16 protein-coding genes and 1 pseudogene are annotated in these 16039 nt (G+C 32.3%); 12 read left to right on the top strand and 5 right to left on the bottom strand.

Features of this window, described 5'->3' with window-relative positions; genetic code table 11:
- Positions 1-1185, bottom strand: coding sequence for an N-methyl-L-tryptophan oxidase (gene solA, locus KA856_RS00225; RefSeq protein ID WP_107385861.1), 1185 nt, complete (start codon positions 1183-1185; stop codon positions 1-3).
- A 384-nt stretch (positions 1186-1569) separates the two neighbouring features.
- Between solA and KA856_RS00220 the strand changes: the two genes are divergently transcribed.
- Positions 1570-1701 carry a beta-class phenol-soluble modulin gene (locus tag KA856_RS00220; RefSeq protein WP_046207113.1) on the top strand — a complete coding sequence of 44 codons (132 nt, stop codon included), beginning with the start codon at positions 1570-1572 and terminating at the stop codon, positions 1699-1701.
- A 175-nt stretch (positions 1702-1876) separates the two neighbouring features.
- Here the strand turns inward: KA856_RS00220 and KA856_RS00215 are convergent, their stop codons facing one another.
- Positions 1877-2485, bottom strand: coding sequence for a class I SAM-dependent methyltransferase (locus tag KA856_RS00215; RefSeq protein WP_107384192.1), 609 nt, complete (start codon positions 2483-2485; stop codon positions 1877-1879).
- Between the two features lie 321 nt (positions 2486-2806).
- Here KA856_RS00215 and KA856_RS00210 point away from each other — a divergent pair.
- The 5 genes and pseudogenes from KA856_RS00210 (at position 2807) to KA856_RS00190 (ending at position 5622) form a co-directional block, all read left to right on the top strand.
- A pseudogene (locus tag KA856_RS00210) lies at positions 2807-3521 on the top strand (FtsW/RodA/SpoVE family cell cycle protein).
- Complete coding sequence (locus KA856_RS00205) at positions 3518-4102, top strand: phosphatase PAP2 family protein (protein WP_107385862.1); 585 nt, start codon at positions 3518-3520, stop codon at positions 4100-4102. The pseudogene KA856_RS00210 and the gene KA856_RS00205 overlap by 4 nt, the downstream one beginning before the upstream one ends.
- Positions 4103-4174: 72 nt before the next feature.
- The gene (locus KA856_RS00200) at positions 4175-4642 is read left to right on the top strand and encodes a nucleoside deaminase (protein WP_107385863.1); all 468 of its coding nucleotides are present in this window, start codon (positions 4175-4177) and stop codon (positions 4640-4642) included.
- A 206-nt stretch (positions 4643-4848) separates the two neighbouring features.
- Entirely contained in the window at positions 4849-5247 is a 399-nt protein-coding gene (locus KA856_RS00195; protein WP_107385864.1) for a hypothetical protein, read from the top strand.
- Positions 5248-5304: 57 nt separating this feature from the next.
- Complete coding sequence (locus KA856_RS00190) at positions 5305-5622, top strand: YflT domain-containing protein (protein WP_107384196.1); 318 nt, start codon at positions 5305-5307, stop codon at positions 5620-5622.
- Between the two features lie 235 nt (positions 5623-5857).
- On the opposite strand, the gene KA856_RS00185 is transcribed toward KA856_RS00190, so the two are convergent.
- Both KA856_RS00185 and KA856_RS00180 read right to left on the bottom strand, forming a co-directional pair.
- On the bottom strand, positions 5858-7261 hold the full coding sequence (locus KA856_RS00185) for an MDR family MFS transporter (RefSeq protein WP_107384197.1): 1404 nt from the start codon (positions 7259-7261) through the stop codon (positions 5858-5860).
- 266 nt (positions 7262-7527) lie between these two features.
- A complete protein-coding gene (locus KA856_RS00180; protein WP_107385865.1) occupies positions 7528-8427 on the bottom strand; it encodes a DUF5996 family protein in 900 nt (299 codons plus the stop codon).
- A gap of 277 nt (positions 8428-8704) precedes the next feature.
- Between KA856_RS00180 and mbcS the strand changes: the two genes are divergently transcribed.
- Positions 8705-10282: an acyl-CoA synthetase MbcS gene (mbcS, locus tag KA856_RS00175; protein WP_107385866.1), complete on the top strand. Its 1578-nt coding sequence runs from the start codon at positions 8705-8707 to the stop codon at positions 10280-10282.
- Positions 10283-10422: 140 nt separating this feature from the next.
- Here the strand turns inward: mbcS and KA856_RS00170 are convergent, their stop codons facing one another.
- Positions 10423-11034, bottom strand: coding sequence for a YIP1 family protein (locus KA856_RS00170; protein WP_107384200.1), 612 nt, complete (start codon positions 11032-11034; stop codon positions 10423-10425).
- Between the two features lie 256 nt (positions 11035-11290).
- Here KA856_RS00170 and KA856_RS00165 point away from each other — a divergent pair, with 256 nt between their 5' ends.
- The 5 genes from KA856_RS00165 to KA856_RS00145 all read left to right on the top strand — a co-directional run bounded on the left by KA856_RS00165 (position 11291) and on the right by KA856_RS00145 (position 16029).
- A complete protein-coding gene (locus tag KA856_RS00165; protein WP_107385867.1) occupies positions 11291-12319 on the top strand; it encodes an efflux RND transporter periplasmic adaptor subunit in 1029 nt (342 codons plus the stop codon).
- Positions 12316-12996, top strand: coding sequence for an ABC transporter ATP-binding protein (locus KA856_RS00160; protein WP_107384202.1), 681 nt, complete (start codon positions 12316-12318; stop codon positions 12994-12996). Before KA856_RS00165 ends, KA856_RS00160 begins: the two co-directional genes overlap by 4 nt.
- Complete coding sequence (locus tag KA856_RS00155) at positions 12993-14168, top strand: ABC transporter permease (protein WP_107385868.1); 1176 nt, start codon at positions 12993-12995, stop codon at positions 14166-14168. Before KA856_RS00160 ends, KA856_RS00155 begins: the two co-directional genes overlap by 4 nt.
- A gap of 392 nt (positions 14169-14560) precedes the next feature.
- Positions 14561-15406, top strand: a complete 846-nt coding sequence (locus tag KA856_RS00150) for an ABC transporter ATP-binding protein (RefSeq protein WP_107385869.1) — start codon at positions 14561-14563, stop codon at positions 15404-15406.
- Positions 15403-16029 (top strand): ABC-2 transporter permease, encoded by a 627-nt coding sequence (locus KA856_RS00145; protein WP_210138356.1) that lies wholly within the window; start codon positions 15403-15405, stop codon positions 16027-16029. The genes KA856_RS00150 and KA856_RS00145 overlap by 4 nt, the downstream gene beginning before the upstream one ends.
- Positions 16030-16039 lie beyond the last annotated feature (10 nt).

Genomic DNA, 16039 nt, shown 5'->3' with positions numbered 1-16039 from the left:
TCAAACCCCCCTAGCTTTATTAAAAACTTTGTCTTTATTTTCAGGTTGTAAACTTGGACGTGTTATTTTAAACAGTGATATATCCTGTTTGGATTTACCTTTAGTGGTTAATTCATATAATATTTCTCCGACTGCACTTGAAAATTTATAGCCATGTCCTGAAAAACCAGCAGCAACGACAATATGTTCATGTTCGGGATGTTTATCTATCACAAAGTGTTCGTCTAATGTATTTGTAAACATACACGTTTTACCAACATTAATATTTCCGTTCGCTTGTTGCATGTATTGGTTCAAAAAACCACTAATATCGTTTTCGTCTTTTTCATAAGACCCAAATGATTTATTGTAATAAGTTGGGTCGATAGGGTCTCCATTATCGTAACGTCCAATTTTTAAACCAGTGCCATCAATAGAAGGGAATCCATAATATACACCACTTGGGACGTCGGCAAAAAAGCCCGGAAACCCATCTGACTTATACAAAATATCGTTGGAATCAAACCACGCAATCGTTTGTCTAGAAGGTTGGAGTTGAAGTTTTAAATCTAAATCATCTAAAATTTTTTTATTCCAAGCACCACCAGTGATAATTAATTTATTTGCGGTGAATGTTTCGGAATTGGTTTGAACTTCGACTGAGTCATTAAAAATATCAATATTCATGACTGGCGCATTGGTTTTTAATTCAGCACCATGATTTAAAGCAAGTCGTTTAAATGCGCGGATACAGTTTTGAGAAAATAGCACTCCGGCCTCAGGTTCATAACAACCAATTTGGTCATCAGGTATTGTAATACCTGGCCAAGTGTCGTTAATTTGTTTAGCTGATAAAGTTTCAGTATTTAGATTATATTGTTGAGCACCATTGATTGCGGTTTGTACAAACAATGAATCGCTTGGGCCAAAAGTAATGACACCAGTATTTAAAAATATCCGTTCATTTGTTTGTTTTTGAAGTTCATTCCAAAGTTCTTGTGCTCTCAAAGCAATAGGTACATACGCTAAACCTTCTCCACAAGCATGCCTTATTAATCTTGTGTCACCACTATGACTACCATTTTCATGTGGTGGGTCAAAAGCATCTATCATTAAAGTATCCCATCCACTTTTTGCCAAATAGTATCCAGCTGACATACCCATAGAACCGGCACCGACAACGATGACATCGTAATGTTTTCTCATTTCCATCTCTCCTTAGTTGAAACAAATTTAATATTTGCCAAGTATTTATTTCAAGTCTAATAGCAACTAGTCTTAGTGTAAAATTACAAAATGAGATGGTTGATATCTCTAAAAGTGATATCGATATACGTATGTATTTTGCCTAACTGTACTTTTTTTATTAATTTAAGACAGTTAGGAACTTAACTATACGAATTGAGAAAAATTTAACATTTAAATTATTAATTAGCATACAATGTAATTACACAAACAAGTAAAGGGGTGTATTGACATGATGATTGCAGATATTATCGGTGGTATCATTAAATTAATCAAAACTTTAGTTGACACTTTCGCGTAATTTTTAAATAACTAATTAAATCAATTTAAAGGAGTGCTTACATTATGTCAGGTATCGTAGAAGCAATTTCAAATGCAGTAAAATCAGGTTTAGATCACGACTGGGTAAATATGGGAACTAGCATTGCGGATGTAGTAGCTAAAGGTGCAGACTTCATCGCTGGATTCTTTGGTTAATAAACATATTTTTAAATAAACATATACTTAACAAAAAAGCTACTGTTTCACACGTAAAGTGTTAGAAAACAGTAGTTTTTTTGTTGTTAAGTTATTTAAAAAAGTAACTTTTGTTTTTGAATAACTATACAAATAATATACATTATATTTTGTATAATTATACATTTCAGAGAGATTAGGTTAACTGCCCAGATGCTAAAAATAGACTGGCATCTTTGTTCATAAATATATTTTTGCCTTGATAAAAAGTATGGCTATTTATATTTGAAAGTCCTATTTTACGTAATGCTTTGTGGATATCTTTTTGTTCGAATCCATTATATATATTCGGGTGATTAACATTTTCATTTTTATCGAAGTCTACTATGATTAGTATGCCATTACGATTTAATTGAGTAGCTAATTGTTGCAGTAACGCCATGTAATTTCCGCTATGAAGTAGTACAAGTGAGAGTAATATCACATCATATGATTGGTGAAGTTTTGTTTTGTTTGGATCTAGTAAATCGCCTTCAATGGCTTTAATGTTTGTTTTATTTAATGATTTAATTTTGGCATTACATATTTCAGCCATTTTAGGTGATGCATCTAAAATAGTAATGTGATTGAAATGATGTGCGATATCGAATGCGACAAGCCCAGTGCCACCACCGTAATCTAATAACGAATCATACGTAGTTTTTTTAAACAGTAAATTTAATTCGGAAGAGATTGTTTTAGCTAACTTAATTCTTTCGTCATTATCATAATTTTGTGCTATTTGATTAAATTGAGATTGATTCAAGCTCATCATCCTTTAGAATAGATTTTCTTTTTGTATTTTTAGAGTTATTATAGATTTGTAAAGTCTTTAATTGATTTTAGCATAGTAGGCAAATTTTTTTCAATTAAATGACGTCAAGTTGTCTTGTAATATTTAAAATTATAGATAATCAATGGTTATTTTAAAAAAGTATATTTGTTCAATTTATGTATGGATAAAATATTTAAATAAAATTACATAATATACTAATAGTATATTAAATTAGGTAAGCCTAAAGTCTGATTGAGTATGGCTGTTATATTTGGTTTACTAGGTGGTGGACGTTTATAACGAGGTGCAGAGATGAAGAAAAATATGAGAGTAATTAGGCGGCGGTTAAAAGGTCTAGATTACGGGATGCTAATTAGTTTTATTATATTAGGTGTCATCATGATATATAGTGCGAGTATGGTATCAGCATCTAAGGGTGCATTAACTGGTGGCGTTCCAATTGAAAGTAATTATTTTATGAAAAAACAATTTATCTTTTTGATTGTGGGTATTTTAGTGATTATATTTATTGCATTATGCATAAATATAAACTTTTTAAAAACACGCATGTACAAAAATTGATGGCTATCAGTTAACGAGCGCGTTAACCTCGATTGGTAATGGCAGCCTGACTGGTAAATGTTTAGGAAATGGTCTAGCAAAGTTAGGTTATTTACCAGAACCGCACACTGATTTTATATTTACCGTTATTTCAGAAGAATTGGGGCTACTAGGTGTGCTATTTACGCTCATAATTTATGGTTATATCTTAATAAAAGGACTTATTTATGCGAATAAAACGAACAATCAATTTTATAAATTGATTTGTGTTGGTGTAGTCAGTTACATATTTATGCAAGTTTTCATTAATTTAGCTGGTATATCTAGTATTGTTCCATTAACTGGTGTGACTTTGCCCTTGTTGAGTTATGGTGGTTCTTCTATGTTGAGTATCAGTATAGCTTTTGGCGCACTTTTAGCAGTGGCTAGAAGAATTAACAACGACAGAAAGGAAACTTTAAAATGACCCGTATTTTAAAAATTACACTACCAGTTATTTTGCTTATTGCTATTTTGATTGGTATTGCAATAGGTATAGCAAAACCTATAGATCAAGGGATCTATAACATGTTACATACATATTTAACTATAGATGTTATAAAACAATATCTATATTTTGTTTCAACTATTTTTGACCCTAAAATTTGTTTGATTTTAACATTATGTGTTTTGGCTGTTTTGTTTTTCTATCATAAATTTAAATTTTTGTGGTATGGCTTTTGGTGCTTTTCAGTATTTTTAATAGGTACTTTTATGAAATATGTCATTCAACGGTCGAGACCATCCGAACATTTTGACGGATATAGTTTTCCCAGCATGCATGTTTTAAGTGTATGTATATTAGTGAGCCTAATTTTATTAATAAAAAGGAATAAAACATTATATTGTATAGCCATTATTTTAGTGGCTTCAATTATAGTATCCCGTATTTATGTGGGCGCGCATTATTTTACTGATACTATGGGAAGTTTATTAGTGATTTCAGTTATGATTCAATCACTTAATTACAATAATCATGCAAGCGAAAAACTAGATAAAATCGAATGATTTGTTAAGCTAAATGCTAATCTATAAATTATTTATTGATTCATACATGGAATGATGAAGGGAGTCATTTGATTGAATTATGAAAAATATTTAAACAGGACAGTCGAACTTGCTGAGGAAGCATTAAATTATGGGAATGAACCTTTTGGCTCACTTTTAGTGGATATTGAGGGTAATGTTTTATTTGAAGATTATAATAGAATCAGTAGTGGTGATGCGACTGAACACCCAGAAATTGCTATCGCAAAATGGGCAGCAACCCATCTTACTCCTGACGAAAGAAAGCATACTATTGTTTTTACTTCCGGAGAACATTGTCCAATGTGCGCAACTGCACACGCACTCGTTGGTTTAGATAAAATTGTATATGCGAGTTCCTCAAAACAATTGAGTCAATGGTTGGAAGCCATCAATGTTGCGCCTGCCCCTTTTAAAAATTTACCTATTGAAAGTGTAATTAGAGATGCTCATGTTGAAGGACCTTTTGAAGCAGTGTCATCTAAAATTAAAAAATTGCAAATTCGTTATCATCAACAATAAGTAGAAGTATGAAACCCCTCCAGTAGCCAAACTGCTGAGGGGTTTTATGTTTTTTAGCATTTTTTGTCTTTAAATGCTTATAAATTGAAAAGCTTTGATGGTTGTGATAAAAGCATTTGTCATGTTTAAGAATATACAGAATGGGAAAATTATGCATAATATCGTAATAACACAACTAAGGTGTTTTTGATAAGGGGGACAATTAGATGAGTACGTTAATTTTTCTTTTAATTCTAGCTGTAATCATTATTATTTATTTACTAGTGAAACAAAGTTTTGCTAAAGATTTTAAAGCTCAAAAGCATAAACGTTATAGAGAGAAGCGAGTGATAGATTTTATTCAGAGCGCATATAAAATTGACAACATTGAAGCAATTCACCGTAAACATAATCATTTAGAGCTTATTTATAATCGTAAGACGTTAGATGTAAAAAGTGAACAGGTTATTTTTGTCGACGAAGCAGATCAGGAAGTTGTTGAAACTAACTTTAGCTTAGCTGAAGACGATGAAAGAGAAGACTTATTTGATAAAATTTTAGAAAATACGTATTTTTATATGACAAAGGAACGCTTCGATCATTTAATGATTCAGTCTAAAGCGTAATGGTTAATGTGTATCCATGAAAAATGATGACGGATATTTTAAGAGGAGGACTTTCTTATGAAACCAGTAGTTAAAGCTTATAAGAATGATAGTGAGTTAGAAGTGGATGTTACTGCATTACAAGATAAAGGTATAGGTAATCAGGACATTTACGTATTATCCTTAGATAAATCTCGAACAGAAAAAATTGTAGAAGATACGAATATTTTAGGTATAGATATTAAAAAAGAAAATGATTCTGAGAGAGAAGCTTTGAAAAGAAAGTTGATTGATTTAGGTGTAGATGAAAGTGAAATCGCTACTTTTAAAAGTGATATGGATGACGGCAAAGTTTATTTAATCGTCACTGATGTAAGAGTTAGAGGGTTATTGTAAAATATTTAGATGAACTATATCGCTTCAGGATTTTAAGTAAACAAAATGCCTATGTAGTTCATGTTTTGAATGCTCTGAACATTGAGTTGAATGAAGATAAAGTTGATATAAATGCTTTGAACAATGATGCGCTTAAGCGTAAACAAAAAACGTCAATTTCTATATTATATAGAAATTGACGTTTTTTAATCAACAATATTGATGTTCTAGACATTGTATTGTTATTTATACGTGTTTATAAGGTGCGACGTTTTGGTTTACTGTCGTCTGAAAGTCTAAATGATAATAGTAATCCAATTGCTGAGATAACTGTAGCAATGATAAACGTTACGTTAACACCATGAATTATACCAGTAATACCGTCTTGAGGTATTGCTGAAACTGACATTATAGTAATAAAGACTGCAGTACCAATAGCACCTGCCATTTGTCTAAATGTATTGTTCATGGCAGTACCATGTGCGATTAAATCATTTGGCAGTTGGTTAATTGCTAATGTCGTCATAGGCATCATAACCATGGCGATTGAAACCATTCTCAATGCATTAGAAGTAGCGAGATACGTAAATGTTGTATGCTCTGTTAACATTGTAAATGGTAATGTCGAAACGACTAGTACGAATAAGCCAATTCGAGCGAGCCATTTACCACCGAATTTATCGAATAAATAACCAGTTATTGGGTTCATCATACCCATAATAATTGCACCTGGTAATAAGACTAAACCAGATTTTAAGGCTGAGTATTGTAGCATGTTTTGCATATAAAGTGGCAAGATAATATTTGTTGCAATAAGTACACCAAATACAAACATACTTAGTACCGTACCTAACGTATAAATACCGTAACTAAATACTCTAAACTCAAGCATAGGTTCTTTTAAGTTTAATTGACGACGGATAAATATAACGAGTGAAACGATACCAACAACAAGCGGTGCAATAAATTGTACGCTAGTCCAACCTGCTTCACCAACAGAACTGAAACTATATAGTAAGCCACCAAATCCTAATGTAGATAAGATAACTGAAGCAATATCTAATTTTGGATGTGTTGTTTCTGTAACGTTCTTCAATAGGAATATAGAAGCAATAATGATAATAATCGCGATAGGGAATACAACATAGAAGACACTTCTCCATGATAGGTGTTCGACTAATATACCTGATAAAGTAGGTCCGATAGCTGGAGCAAATGCGATAACAAGTCCAAACAGACCCATTGCAGTACCGCGTTTTTCTTTAGGGAAAGTTAAAAATAGTATTGTTTGCATTAACGGCATCATTATACCTGCGCCTGCTGCTTGTAAGACACGTCCGATTAATAGCATTGAAAAATCAATACCGACTGCACAAAGCAACGTACCTACTGCAAAAATACTCATTGCAGTTAAGAATAACTGCCTCGATGTAAAGCGTTCAATTAAAAATGCAGTTACAGGAATCATAATCCCGTTTACTAACATAAATATAGATTGTAACCATTGTACTGTACTTTCTGACACTTGGAGATCTTTCATTATTGGTGGTAATGCTGTTCCAAGTAAAGTTTGGTTTAAAATAGTTATAAAAGCCCCTGATAATAGAACGATAAACAGAGGTATTCTCTTTTCAACATGGAAATTTCCAGTTTCTGTCAATGTACTCACTTCTTTCTTAACAAATTACACATCTAAATATTATAGCACTTGAAACGTTGTAAATCTAAAAGTTGAACTTATTTTTTAAAATTTATCTGTGAGAAGTTTGGAATATTGTCATGAAAGGGATTTCTTATGTTGGGTATATAGCAATTTAGTTTTGTTATGCATCAAAAAGTTGTATGAAAATATAAATGAGGGTGAGACATGATAGGTGTCTCATACCCTCGATTTAATTAAAAGTAGCTGAATTCATAGATTTTAAATTAAGGTGTATTATTTAAATGGTTTGGTCTCATTTTTAGAGGAGAAAAAGCATAATCGACGTTATCCCAATTTAGAAAATCCGCGAATTTTAAATAAGACGCTTTGAAAAATTGAGTTATTGTATCGATATCATGATGTTGTTTATATTCGATTAGATATTCCATTAATTGTTGATCAAAATAGCAATCTTTAGGAAATTGATGGTCAGTATCAAAAGGTTGATCTGCAAAAGGATACGGTAAAACAAAGAATGTCGGACCTTCAAACTGGTCATCACCAAACCAAAAGCCAAATTCAATCATTTCTTCATCAAAAGCCGCACGTTCAATGACCATGCTATCATTTTCAAATGGTGCTGATTTATCTTTGACGATAATACAAGAAATATCAAATGTTCCCCAAAATAGGCCAGGTTTAGATTTTCTTACTCTTAAGCCATTAATGAAATTTGCCTCAGCATGGTAAGCAAATTTCATCAATGCTAATGCCTCTGATGCAATTTTATCATCGTAATGATGATGTTCTACGTCATTTTCAAACGGTATCGGATTTGGTACTTCTTGTGGCAAAGTGTTAACTTTTAAATGAATATCTGATTGATTTAACAGTTTTTCAATTTCATTATAATAATATTGTATAGTTCTTCCATTTTTTAAGGCAATATCATGTACATGTTGGTCAATGACGATTTCAATATGGTGTTGCATCAGGTTAACGCTTAATGCAAATGTATGTGTTCCATAGCTTAACATACCAGTTGAAAAGCCTTGGACATCTATATTTAGCGTCACGTGTGACCATTGAGGTTCTTGATGACTTGCTTCTAATTTATATTTACCTAGAATCTGTGATAATAAATGTAGCGTATCTTTTTCATTTTCCCAATCCTTGAAATTCATATTATGAATACCACCTCATATATTATTTACTATAAATTTTATTCCACGGATACTAAAGATAAAACACAATATAAAAATGCTTGTACCAAGTATATTAAAGTATCATTTGTTATAATGAAAAAATGATATGAATATATGAACTAATCAAGTATGTGTTAATATGTAGTTCATAACAAAAACGAATGTGAACGCAGTGCTATTTTCTGAATAATCAAAATACAACTTGATATTGTTCTGTATATTGTAAAATTAATCACCGAAATAAGGAGAGTAACCAATGAATAAAGCAGATTTAATTGCTCCAGAAACATATAACATCGTTAGCGAAATTGAAAAATATGCAAATAATCCGTCAAAAAAAGCGATTATTTTTAATGATCAAACTGGTGAAAAACGGGATATAACGTATAACCAATTGATAAAAAATGCAAACAAAGTTGGTCATATGTTTTTAAAATATGGCCTAAAAAAAGGTGATAAGTTATTAATCATGATGCCACGTGCGATTGAGACATATGAAATATATTTAGCCGCATGGAAATTAGGTATTATTATTGTGCCTAGTTCTGAAATGTTGCGTACTAAAGACTTACAATATCGTATAACACATGGTGAAATTAAGGCAGTTGTAGCCACAGGTGATAGCATCGAAGAGTTCAAAGGTGTTAAAGAATATGACTCATTACTTAAATTTATAGTTGGCAGCAAGGAAGATAATTGGATTAACGTTGAAGACGCGCAAACTGATGCCTCAGATGAGCTTGATACAGAAGCAACTTCAAGAGAAGATATCGCTTTATTATCGTATACTTCAGGCACAACAGGCAATCCAAAAGCAGTTGTCCACTCTCATGGTTGGGGATATGCGCATTTACAGATGGCTCCCAAGCATTGGTTAAGTATAACTGAAGATGATATCGTATGGGCAACAGCAGCACCGGGCTGGCAAAAATGGGTATGGAGTCCATTTTTATCAATTATGGGTTCAGGCGCAACGGCATTTGTTTATAATGGTAAATTTAATGCTGAGAAATATCTTGAATTATTAGAAACGTATCAAATCAATGTGCTTTGCTGTACACCAACAGAATATCGTTTAATGGCAAAATCTCCTGATTTAACAAAATATAATTTGTCACATTTACATAGTGCTGTATCTGCTGGAGAACCATTAAATAAAGAAGTTGTTAATAAATTCCAACAAAACTTTAACTTAACTGTTAGAGATGGCTATGGTCAGACAGAGAGTACGTTGTTAATCGGTTTCTTAAAGGATACAAAAGGACGTCCTGGGTCAATGGGTAAAGCTATTCCAGGTAGTTATGTTACAGTAATCGATGAAGATGGTAATCCTGCACAACCCAATGAAGTAGGGAATATTGCAGTGCCGTTAGACTTACCTGCATTATTTAAAGGCTATTATAAAGATGAAGCACGTACTGCGGACCCACAAGTTGGAGAATACTTTATTACTGGAGATTTAGCAAAAATGGATGAAGATGGTTACTTTTGGTTTGAAGGTAGAAGAGATGATATCATCATAAGTTCTGGCTATACCATAGGACCATTTGAAGTAGAAGATTCACTGACGAAACACCCATATGTAAAAGAATGTGCAGTCGTAGCGAGTCCACATGAAATTAGAGGGAATATCGTCAAAGCGTTTGTCATCTTGCAAGATGATGTTACAGGTGATGAAACTATTGTTAAAGAATTACAAAATTTTGTTAAACAAGACGTAGCACCTTATAAATATCCAAGAGCGATTGAATTTGTAGAAGATTTACCTAAAACAAATTCAGGTAAGATTAGACGCATTGAATTAAGAGAAGCGGAAAAAGAAAAATATTTATAAATCAATGTTGATTCATTAGAAAGAAAGCGCCCATCATTATTATTGTCAGTATGATGGGCGCTTGTTTTGTGTGTGAGTAATGTTATATCAAAATAAAAACATGGAACGCTACCGTTCCATGTTTTTAGTAAATATATTTATTATTGGAAACTTGCTCCGATTAAGGCAAATCCAATTGATACAACGATGTATACAATTGCCCAAATAATTGAAGCTTTTTTAGACAAGCGATTCGTTGCAAAGAGCATGATGCCAAATACATATGCGCTGATGAGTGTTTGTAAGTTAAGTGTGCCTAACATTTGGTTGCCTTTATCAAAGACATTTAAGCTTGCAATATTATAATCTGTAGGCGATAAACCAGCAATCCATTGAATTAATAAAATAATTAAACCTACGATGCCAGTAATTATAGTAAAACTTAATGTTGCAGAAAAGATAGGTTTTGCAGTTGCATCAGATTTCATTATCTTAGAAATAACTAAAAAGATTAAAAATGTAATACCAATACCAAATATACCACCAATTAAACCAGCGACGATGCCACCAATTAAACCAATCATTTGCATATTGCCCATATCTTGAGCACTTGCACCTGCATCTTGATAAATTTCATTGTAATCAATTGACATAGCACCTACTGCAGTTGAGAGTGCAATGACTACGATTGCAATGATTAGTTTGAGTCCCCATTTAGGTTGTTCACGTAATTTTGAAAAATGTTGTGCGAATGGTAAGTTAGAATTTTCCATGAATCCCTTGCCCCCTATATATATTATTTTCCAAAGCATAACATTACCTACAATATTTTAAAACACTTTTAAGAAAAACTTTAAATAAAATTAAAAAAATAAAATCTTTTTGATTACTATTGCCAATATTACAATATTGTTAGGTATATATTCACTGAAAAATATTGTATATAAAATAATGTTATGCATTATATTTTTTGTTGTGTGATTATGATAGTATCTAAAATGAATAATAATTTAAAGGAGTGTTTTAGCATTGAAGAAAAAGTGGATGTGGATTATCGGTGTTATTGTCATTATCGTATTAATTGCAATTGCATTAATTTTAAAGCAAGCAAATAGTAGCTCAGACAAAAAGGATGGTTATGATACATATAAAGTGGAGAAAGAAAGTCCACTCAATTTAGAAGGTAAAGCTTCACCTAAATCAGTTAAAACATATAATAACAACAGTCAATTGGGAACGTATGTAAGTACACAAGTTGATGATGGTCAATCAGTTAAACAAGGTGACCCACTCATCAATTACGAAATTAATAATAATAAACGCCAACAATTAGTTGATAAAGTGGACAATGCAAAAGATGAAAATGAGAGAGCGGAAGCACAACAACAACTTAACCAATATGATCGTCAAGTGAACGATAGTATTTACGCTGCTTTTGACGGTAAAATTGATATTCAAAATAAAGAAAACGTTTCTGACGGAGAGCCTATTTTACAACTTGTTGCAGATGAACCACAAATTAAAGCAACTGTAACTGAATTTGATTTAGGGAAGATTAAAGAAGGCGACAAAGTAGACGTTAAAGTAACAAGTACTGGTAAAAAAGGTAAAGGCGAAATCAAGAAAATTTCAGAGTTGCCAAAAAGTTACGAAGAGAGTTTAAGTAAATCTGGAGGCGGAGCAGCAGCTGGTTCAGGTAGTGAGGAAGACGGCGGTGCTCAAGCTTCTAATCCAGTTTCTGACCCAAGCAGTGGTAGTGACTCAGATTCATCGAAATATACAATCGTCATTAGTGATATTGATATCCCTGTACGTGCAGGTTATTCCATGGAAGTTGAAGTGCCATTAGATGCCATTAAATTACCAAAATCAGTATTAACTAAAGATAATAATGTTTTTGTATTAGGTAAAGACAATAAAGTTGAAAAACGTGATATTAAAATTGATAAAGTAAACGGTGAAATTTTTGTAAAAGAGGGTCTGAAAAAAGGTGACAAATTAATTAAAAACCCTAAAAAATCTATGAATGATGGAGACAAAGTTGAGGTGTCATCATGATAGAACTTGTAGATATCAATAGACATTTCAAAAACGGCGATGAAGAAAATCACATTTTAAAAGACATCAATATCAACATTAAAGAAGGAGAATTCATAGCAATTATGGGGCCTTCGGGTTCTGGTAAAAGTACACTCATTAACATATTAGGGTTTATTGACAGAGGCTATGAAGGTGCTTATTTGTTTAATAAAGAGAATTATAAAAAAAGTTCGGATAATGAATTGGCAGAAATTAGAAATAAAACAGTAGGATTCGTTTTCCAGAACTTCAAATTAATTCAAAACAATACGATATTGGAAAATGTGAGCATTCCGTTAGTTTATGCAGGATTAGGGTCACAAGCACGTAAAGAAAAAGTAATCAATACATTACATGATGTTGGACTATATGATAAAGAAAATTTAGTACCTAATAAATTATCAGGAGGGCAACAACAGCGTGTAGCCATTGCACGTGCTATCATCAATAACCCGAAATTTATCATTGCTGACGAACCTACAGGGGCACTTGATTCTAAAACGTCTGAAGATATTATTAATTTATTTATGAAATTAAATAAAGAACATCGCACAACGATGATTCTCGTAACACATGATCGCAAAGTAGCAGATAAAGCAGATCGCATTATTCATATACTAGATGGTCGTGTCCAAAGAGAAGAGGTGGTTGAATGAAGAATTTATCAAATATCATCGCCATTTCATTCAAATCCATTTTAAAGAATAAGCGTCGTAATATTTTTACTATGATTGGTATCATCATTGGTATTGCTGCAGTCATTACGATTATGTCTCTAGGTAATGGGTTTAAACAAACGGCATCAGAACAATTTGAAGATACAGGTGCAGGCAAAGATTCTGCTACGGTTAATTATATGACGAGTAGTGGTGAAGGTGCGAAAGATAATCCTTTTAGCCAGCAAGATTTGGATATTGCTAAACAAGTAAATGGTGTTACAGATGCAAAAATCAAAGAAAGTGACGATCAAGGTTATTCTGCAAAAATGACGAATGCCCAGAAAAAAGGCGACGTCAGCATTTTAAAGAAAAAAGAAATGACTAGCCCAGAAACAGGCAAAGGCTTTAATGAAGACGATAATGAACTGAACAAAAAAGTCGTTACAGTCGATGACAAAATTGCCAAAGATGTATTCAATAATGATGCGATAGGTAAAACATTATATATTGATGATCAAGGATTTGAAGTTGTAGGCATAGCAAACGACGCTATGAACCCATCAGCTGTTAATATGCCTGCAAATACATTTGATAGATATATGGGACAATTAACGCAAGATTTTCCATCACTCCAATTATCATTAGCAGATGGTGCTGACAAGAAAGAAGTCGCAGACAAAGTCGCTAAAGAATTGAATAAAAAAGGTTCAGGCGCAGGCGATGGTAACTATAGTTACACAGATATGGAAGAATTTATGAAAAATATTAATAAAGTATTTGATGGCATTACTTACTTTGTGGCTGCTGTTGCAGGTATTTCATTATTTATCGCCGGAATCGGTGTTATGAATGTGATGTATATTTCAGTAACAGAGCGTACAGAAGAAATTGCAATTCGACGTGCATTTGGTGCAAAAGCGCGCGATATTGAAATCCAGTTCTTGGTAGAAAGTGTTGTACTATGTGTGATTGGCGGTATCATTGGTCTAATCATAGGTATACTTGTCGCAAGCCTGGTAGATGCAGTAACGCCAGACTATATTAAGAGTGCGGTTAGTCTAAGTTCAGTACTCATTGCTGTAGGTGTTTCTACATTAATTGGTATCGTATTTGGTTGGATTCCAGCGCGTTCAGCAGCTAAGAAAGAACTCATTGATATTATTAAGTAATATTTTAAAAAGATGTAAAAAGAGACATTATCTTATATAAAATAGTTTCGTCATTTCATGCTATTCAAGTTGGCTAGAAAAGCGTAAACATTATAGCTCATGTATAAATATGACATGCAACAGGCTGGGACAAAAGAATTGTCTCAGCCTTTTATCCCATTGAACTCTAATTATCTTTGTTGGGTGGAATGATGTAGTCATTTTAAATACAATTAACAGTTAATGGCTTTTAGTTATTACGTATTTAGATATACATTTAATTAAAAATAATAAAAATAAATATTTTTGAAAAATGTATTGTGTATTATAACGAGGTGTATTATGTTAATTTAGAAAGTGATTTAATGTAAAAGGTTAAGATTTTATCAAAAAATGAAATATAGGGGGTTATCATGGAGTATTTGCTCAATGTACAAAATTTAAACAAAACTTACGTTGATTCAGATTTTAATTTAAATCAAATTAATCTAACAATTGAACCCAATACAGTGGTAGGACTTATTGGAAAAAACGGTTCTGGTAAATCTACGTTGATTAATACATTAGTGGGAAATCGCTTTGCAGATGCTGGGGACATTCAGTTTTTTGATACACAGATTTCTCGCGATGACTATGCGTATAAAGAACACCTAGGCGTTGTATTTGATGATCTTCGACTGCCTAATAAACTTAACGCAAAACAAATTAGTAAAGTGTTTTCTAATATTTATCGCACATGGGATGAACAACAATTTTTTGAAATGTTGGAGAATTTTGAATTACCGAAAGAACGTCAAATTAAAACTTTTTCCCGTGGTATGAGTATGAAAATTTCAATATCTATTGCTCTGTCTCATGATAGTAAACTTTTAATCCTAGACGAAGCTACGGCAGGGATGGATGTTTCGGGACGTGAAGAAGTATTAGAAATACTTGAAGATTTTGTTGATGAAGGTAACGGTATTTTAATTTCATCACATATTTCGGAGGATATTGAGACGCTTGCAGATAAATTAGTATTTATGAAAAATGGGCGTATTTTATTACAAGAGCAGAAAGATACATTACTAAATGATTATGGCATTGTTTCGTTTGAAGAAGGGGAATTTGATGTTAATCACAGTAATGTTGTTGCTTATCGCATACATAAAGGAACAGGGAAAGCACTTGTAAACCAAAATAAAGATATAGAGTTAGCACAGCCATTAAAAAATATTGATGATGCCACAAAAATATTAATGAGAGGAGAATTAGCATGAAGGGTTACTTACTGAGTTATTATTTTACAAATCAAAAATCAATTTATATATATTTATTGTTAAGTATTCCAATTTGTTTGTTTTTCTCCTTTACAAATCCAATAATGGCTAGTTTCATGCCTATGATATTTTTAGTTTCACCAGCTACAGATAATTTAAAAAATGAAAAAGACTCAAAGTGGATGTATTTTGTTTCTACATTACCCTATAGCAGAAACACTTATGTGAGTAGTCATTTTGCATTTTATAGCTTATTGGCACTAACAGGGATGGTGGTGTCACTTGTGATTAATGCAATTGTTGCAGGTAGTATTGTTAGTGGAGTGAATTCAGCGTTGCTTGGTACAGGATTTATCGCGTTGTATTCGCTTATTTTCCCATTTACTTTTAAAATGGGTGCGGAAAAATCAAATGTCATATTTATGATTGTATCTATTATCGTAGTCATTTTATTCTTTGTTTATTATTTTGTAGGTATGGCCATATTATCAGGAACAGGTAATCTTATAGAAGAAATTAGTGAAAACCTGTGGTATGGTGGTATTTTTGCATTGATTGGCTTAATCGTTATAGTGCTTTCATTTATTGCTTCTAAACAAGCATTTAAGTATAAAGAGTTATAATGAACAAAGC

Source organism: Staphylococcus sp. GDB9P120P, assembly GCF_017893435.1.
GTDB classification, from domain to species: domain Bacteria; phylum Bacillota; class Bacilli; order Staphylococcales; family Staphylococcaceae; genus Staphylococcus; species Staphylococcus cohnii.
This window is presented reverse-complemented; position numbering and strand designations above follow the sequence as displayed.

Coding starts and splice junctions, on each gene's coding strand:
- solA (WP_107385861.1), bottom strand. CDS start 1,185: ATGAGAAAACATTACGATGTCATCGTTGTCGGTGCCGGTTCTATGGGT.
- KA856_RS00220 (WP_046207113.1), top strand. CDS start 1,570: ATGTCAGGTATCGTAGAAGCAATTTCAAATGCAGTAAAATCAGGTTTA.
- KA856_RS00205 (WP_107385862.1), top strand. CDS start 3,518: ATGACCCGTATTTTAAAAATTACACTACCAGTTATTTTGCTTATTGCT.
- KA856_RS00195 (WP_107385864.1), top strand. CDS start 4,849: ATGAGTACGTTAATTTTTCTTTTAATTCTAGCTGTAATCATTATTATT.
- KA856_RS00190 (WP_107384196.1), top strand. CDS start 5,305: ATGAAACCAGTAGTTAAAGCTTATAAGAATGATAGTGAGTTAGAAGTG.
- KA856_RS00180 (WP_107385865.1), bottom strand. CDS start 8,427: ATGAATTTCAAGGATTGGGAAAATGAAAAAGATACGCTACATTTATTA.
- mbcS (WP_107385866.1), top strand. CDS start 8,705: ATGAATAAAGCAGATTTAATTGCTCCAGAAACATATAACATCGTTAGC.
- KA856_RS00170 (WP_107384200.1), bottom strand. CDS start 11,034: ATGGAAAATTCTAACTTACCATTCGCACAACATTTTTCAAAATTACGT.
- KA856_RS00160 (WP_107384202.1), top strand. CDS start 12,316: ATGATAGAACTTGTAGATATCAATAGACATTTCAAAAACGGCGATGAA.
- KA856_RS00155 (WP_107385868.1), top strand. CDS start 12,993: ATGAAGAATTTATCAAATATCATCGCCATTTCATTCAAATCCATTTTA.
- KA856_RS00150 (WP_107385869.1), top strand. CDS start 14,561: ATGGAGTATTTGCTCAATGTACAAAATTTAAACAAAACTTACGTTGAT.
- KA856_RS00145 (WP_210138356.1), top strand. CDS start 15,403: ATGAAGGGTTACTTACTGAGTTATTATTTTACAAATCAAAAATCAATT.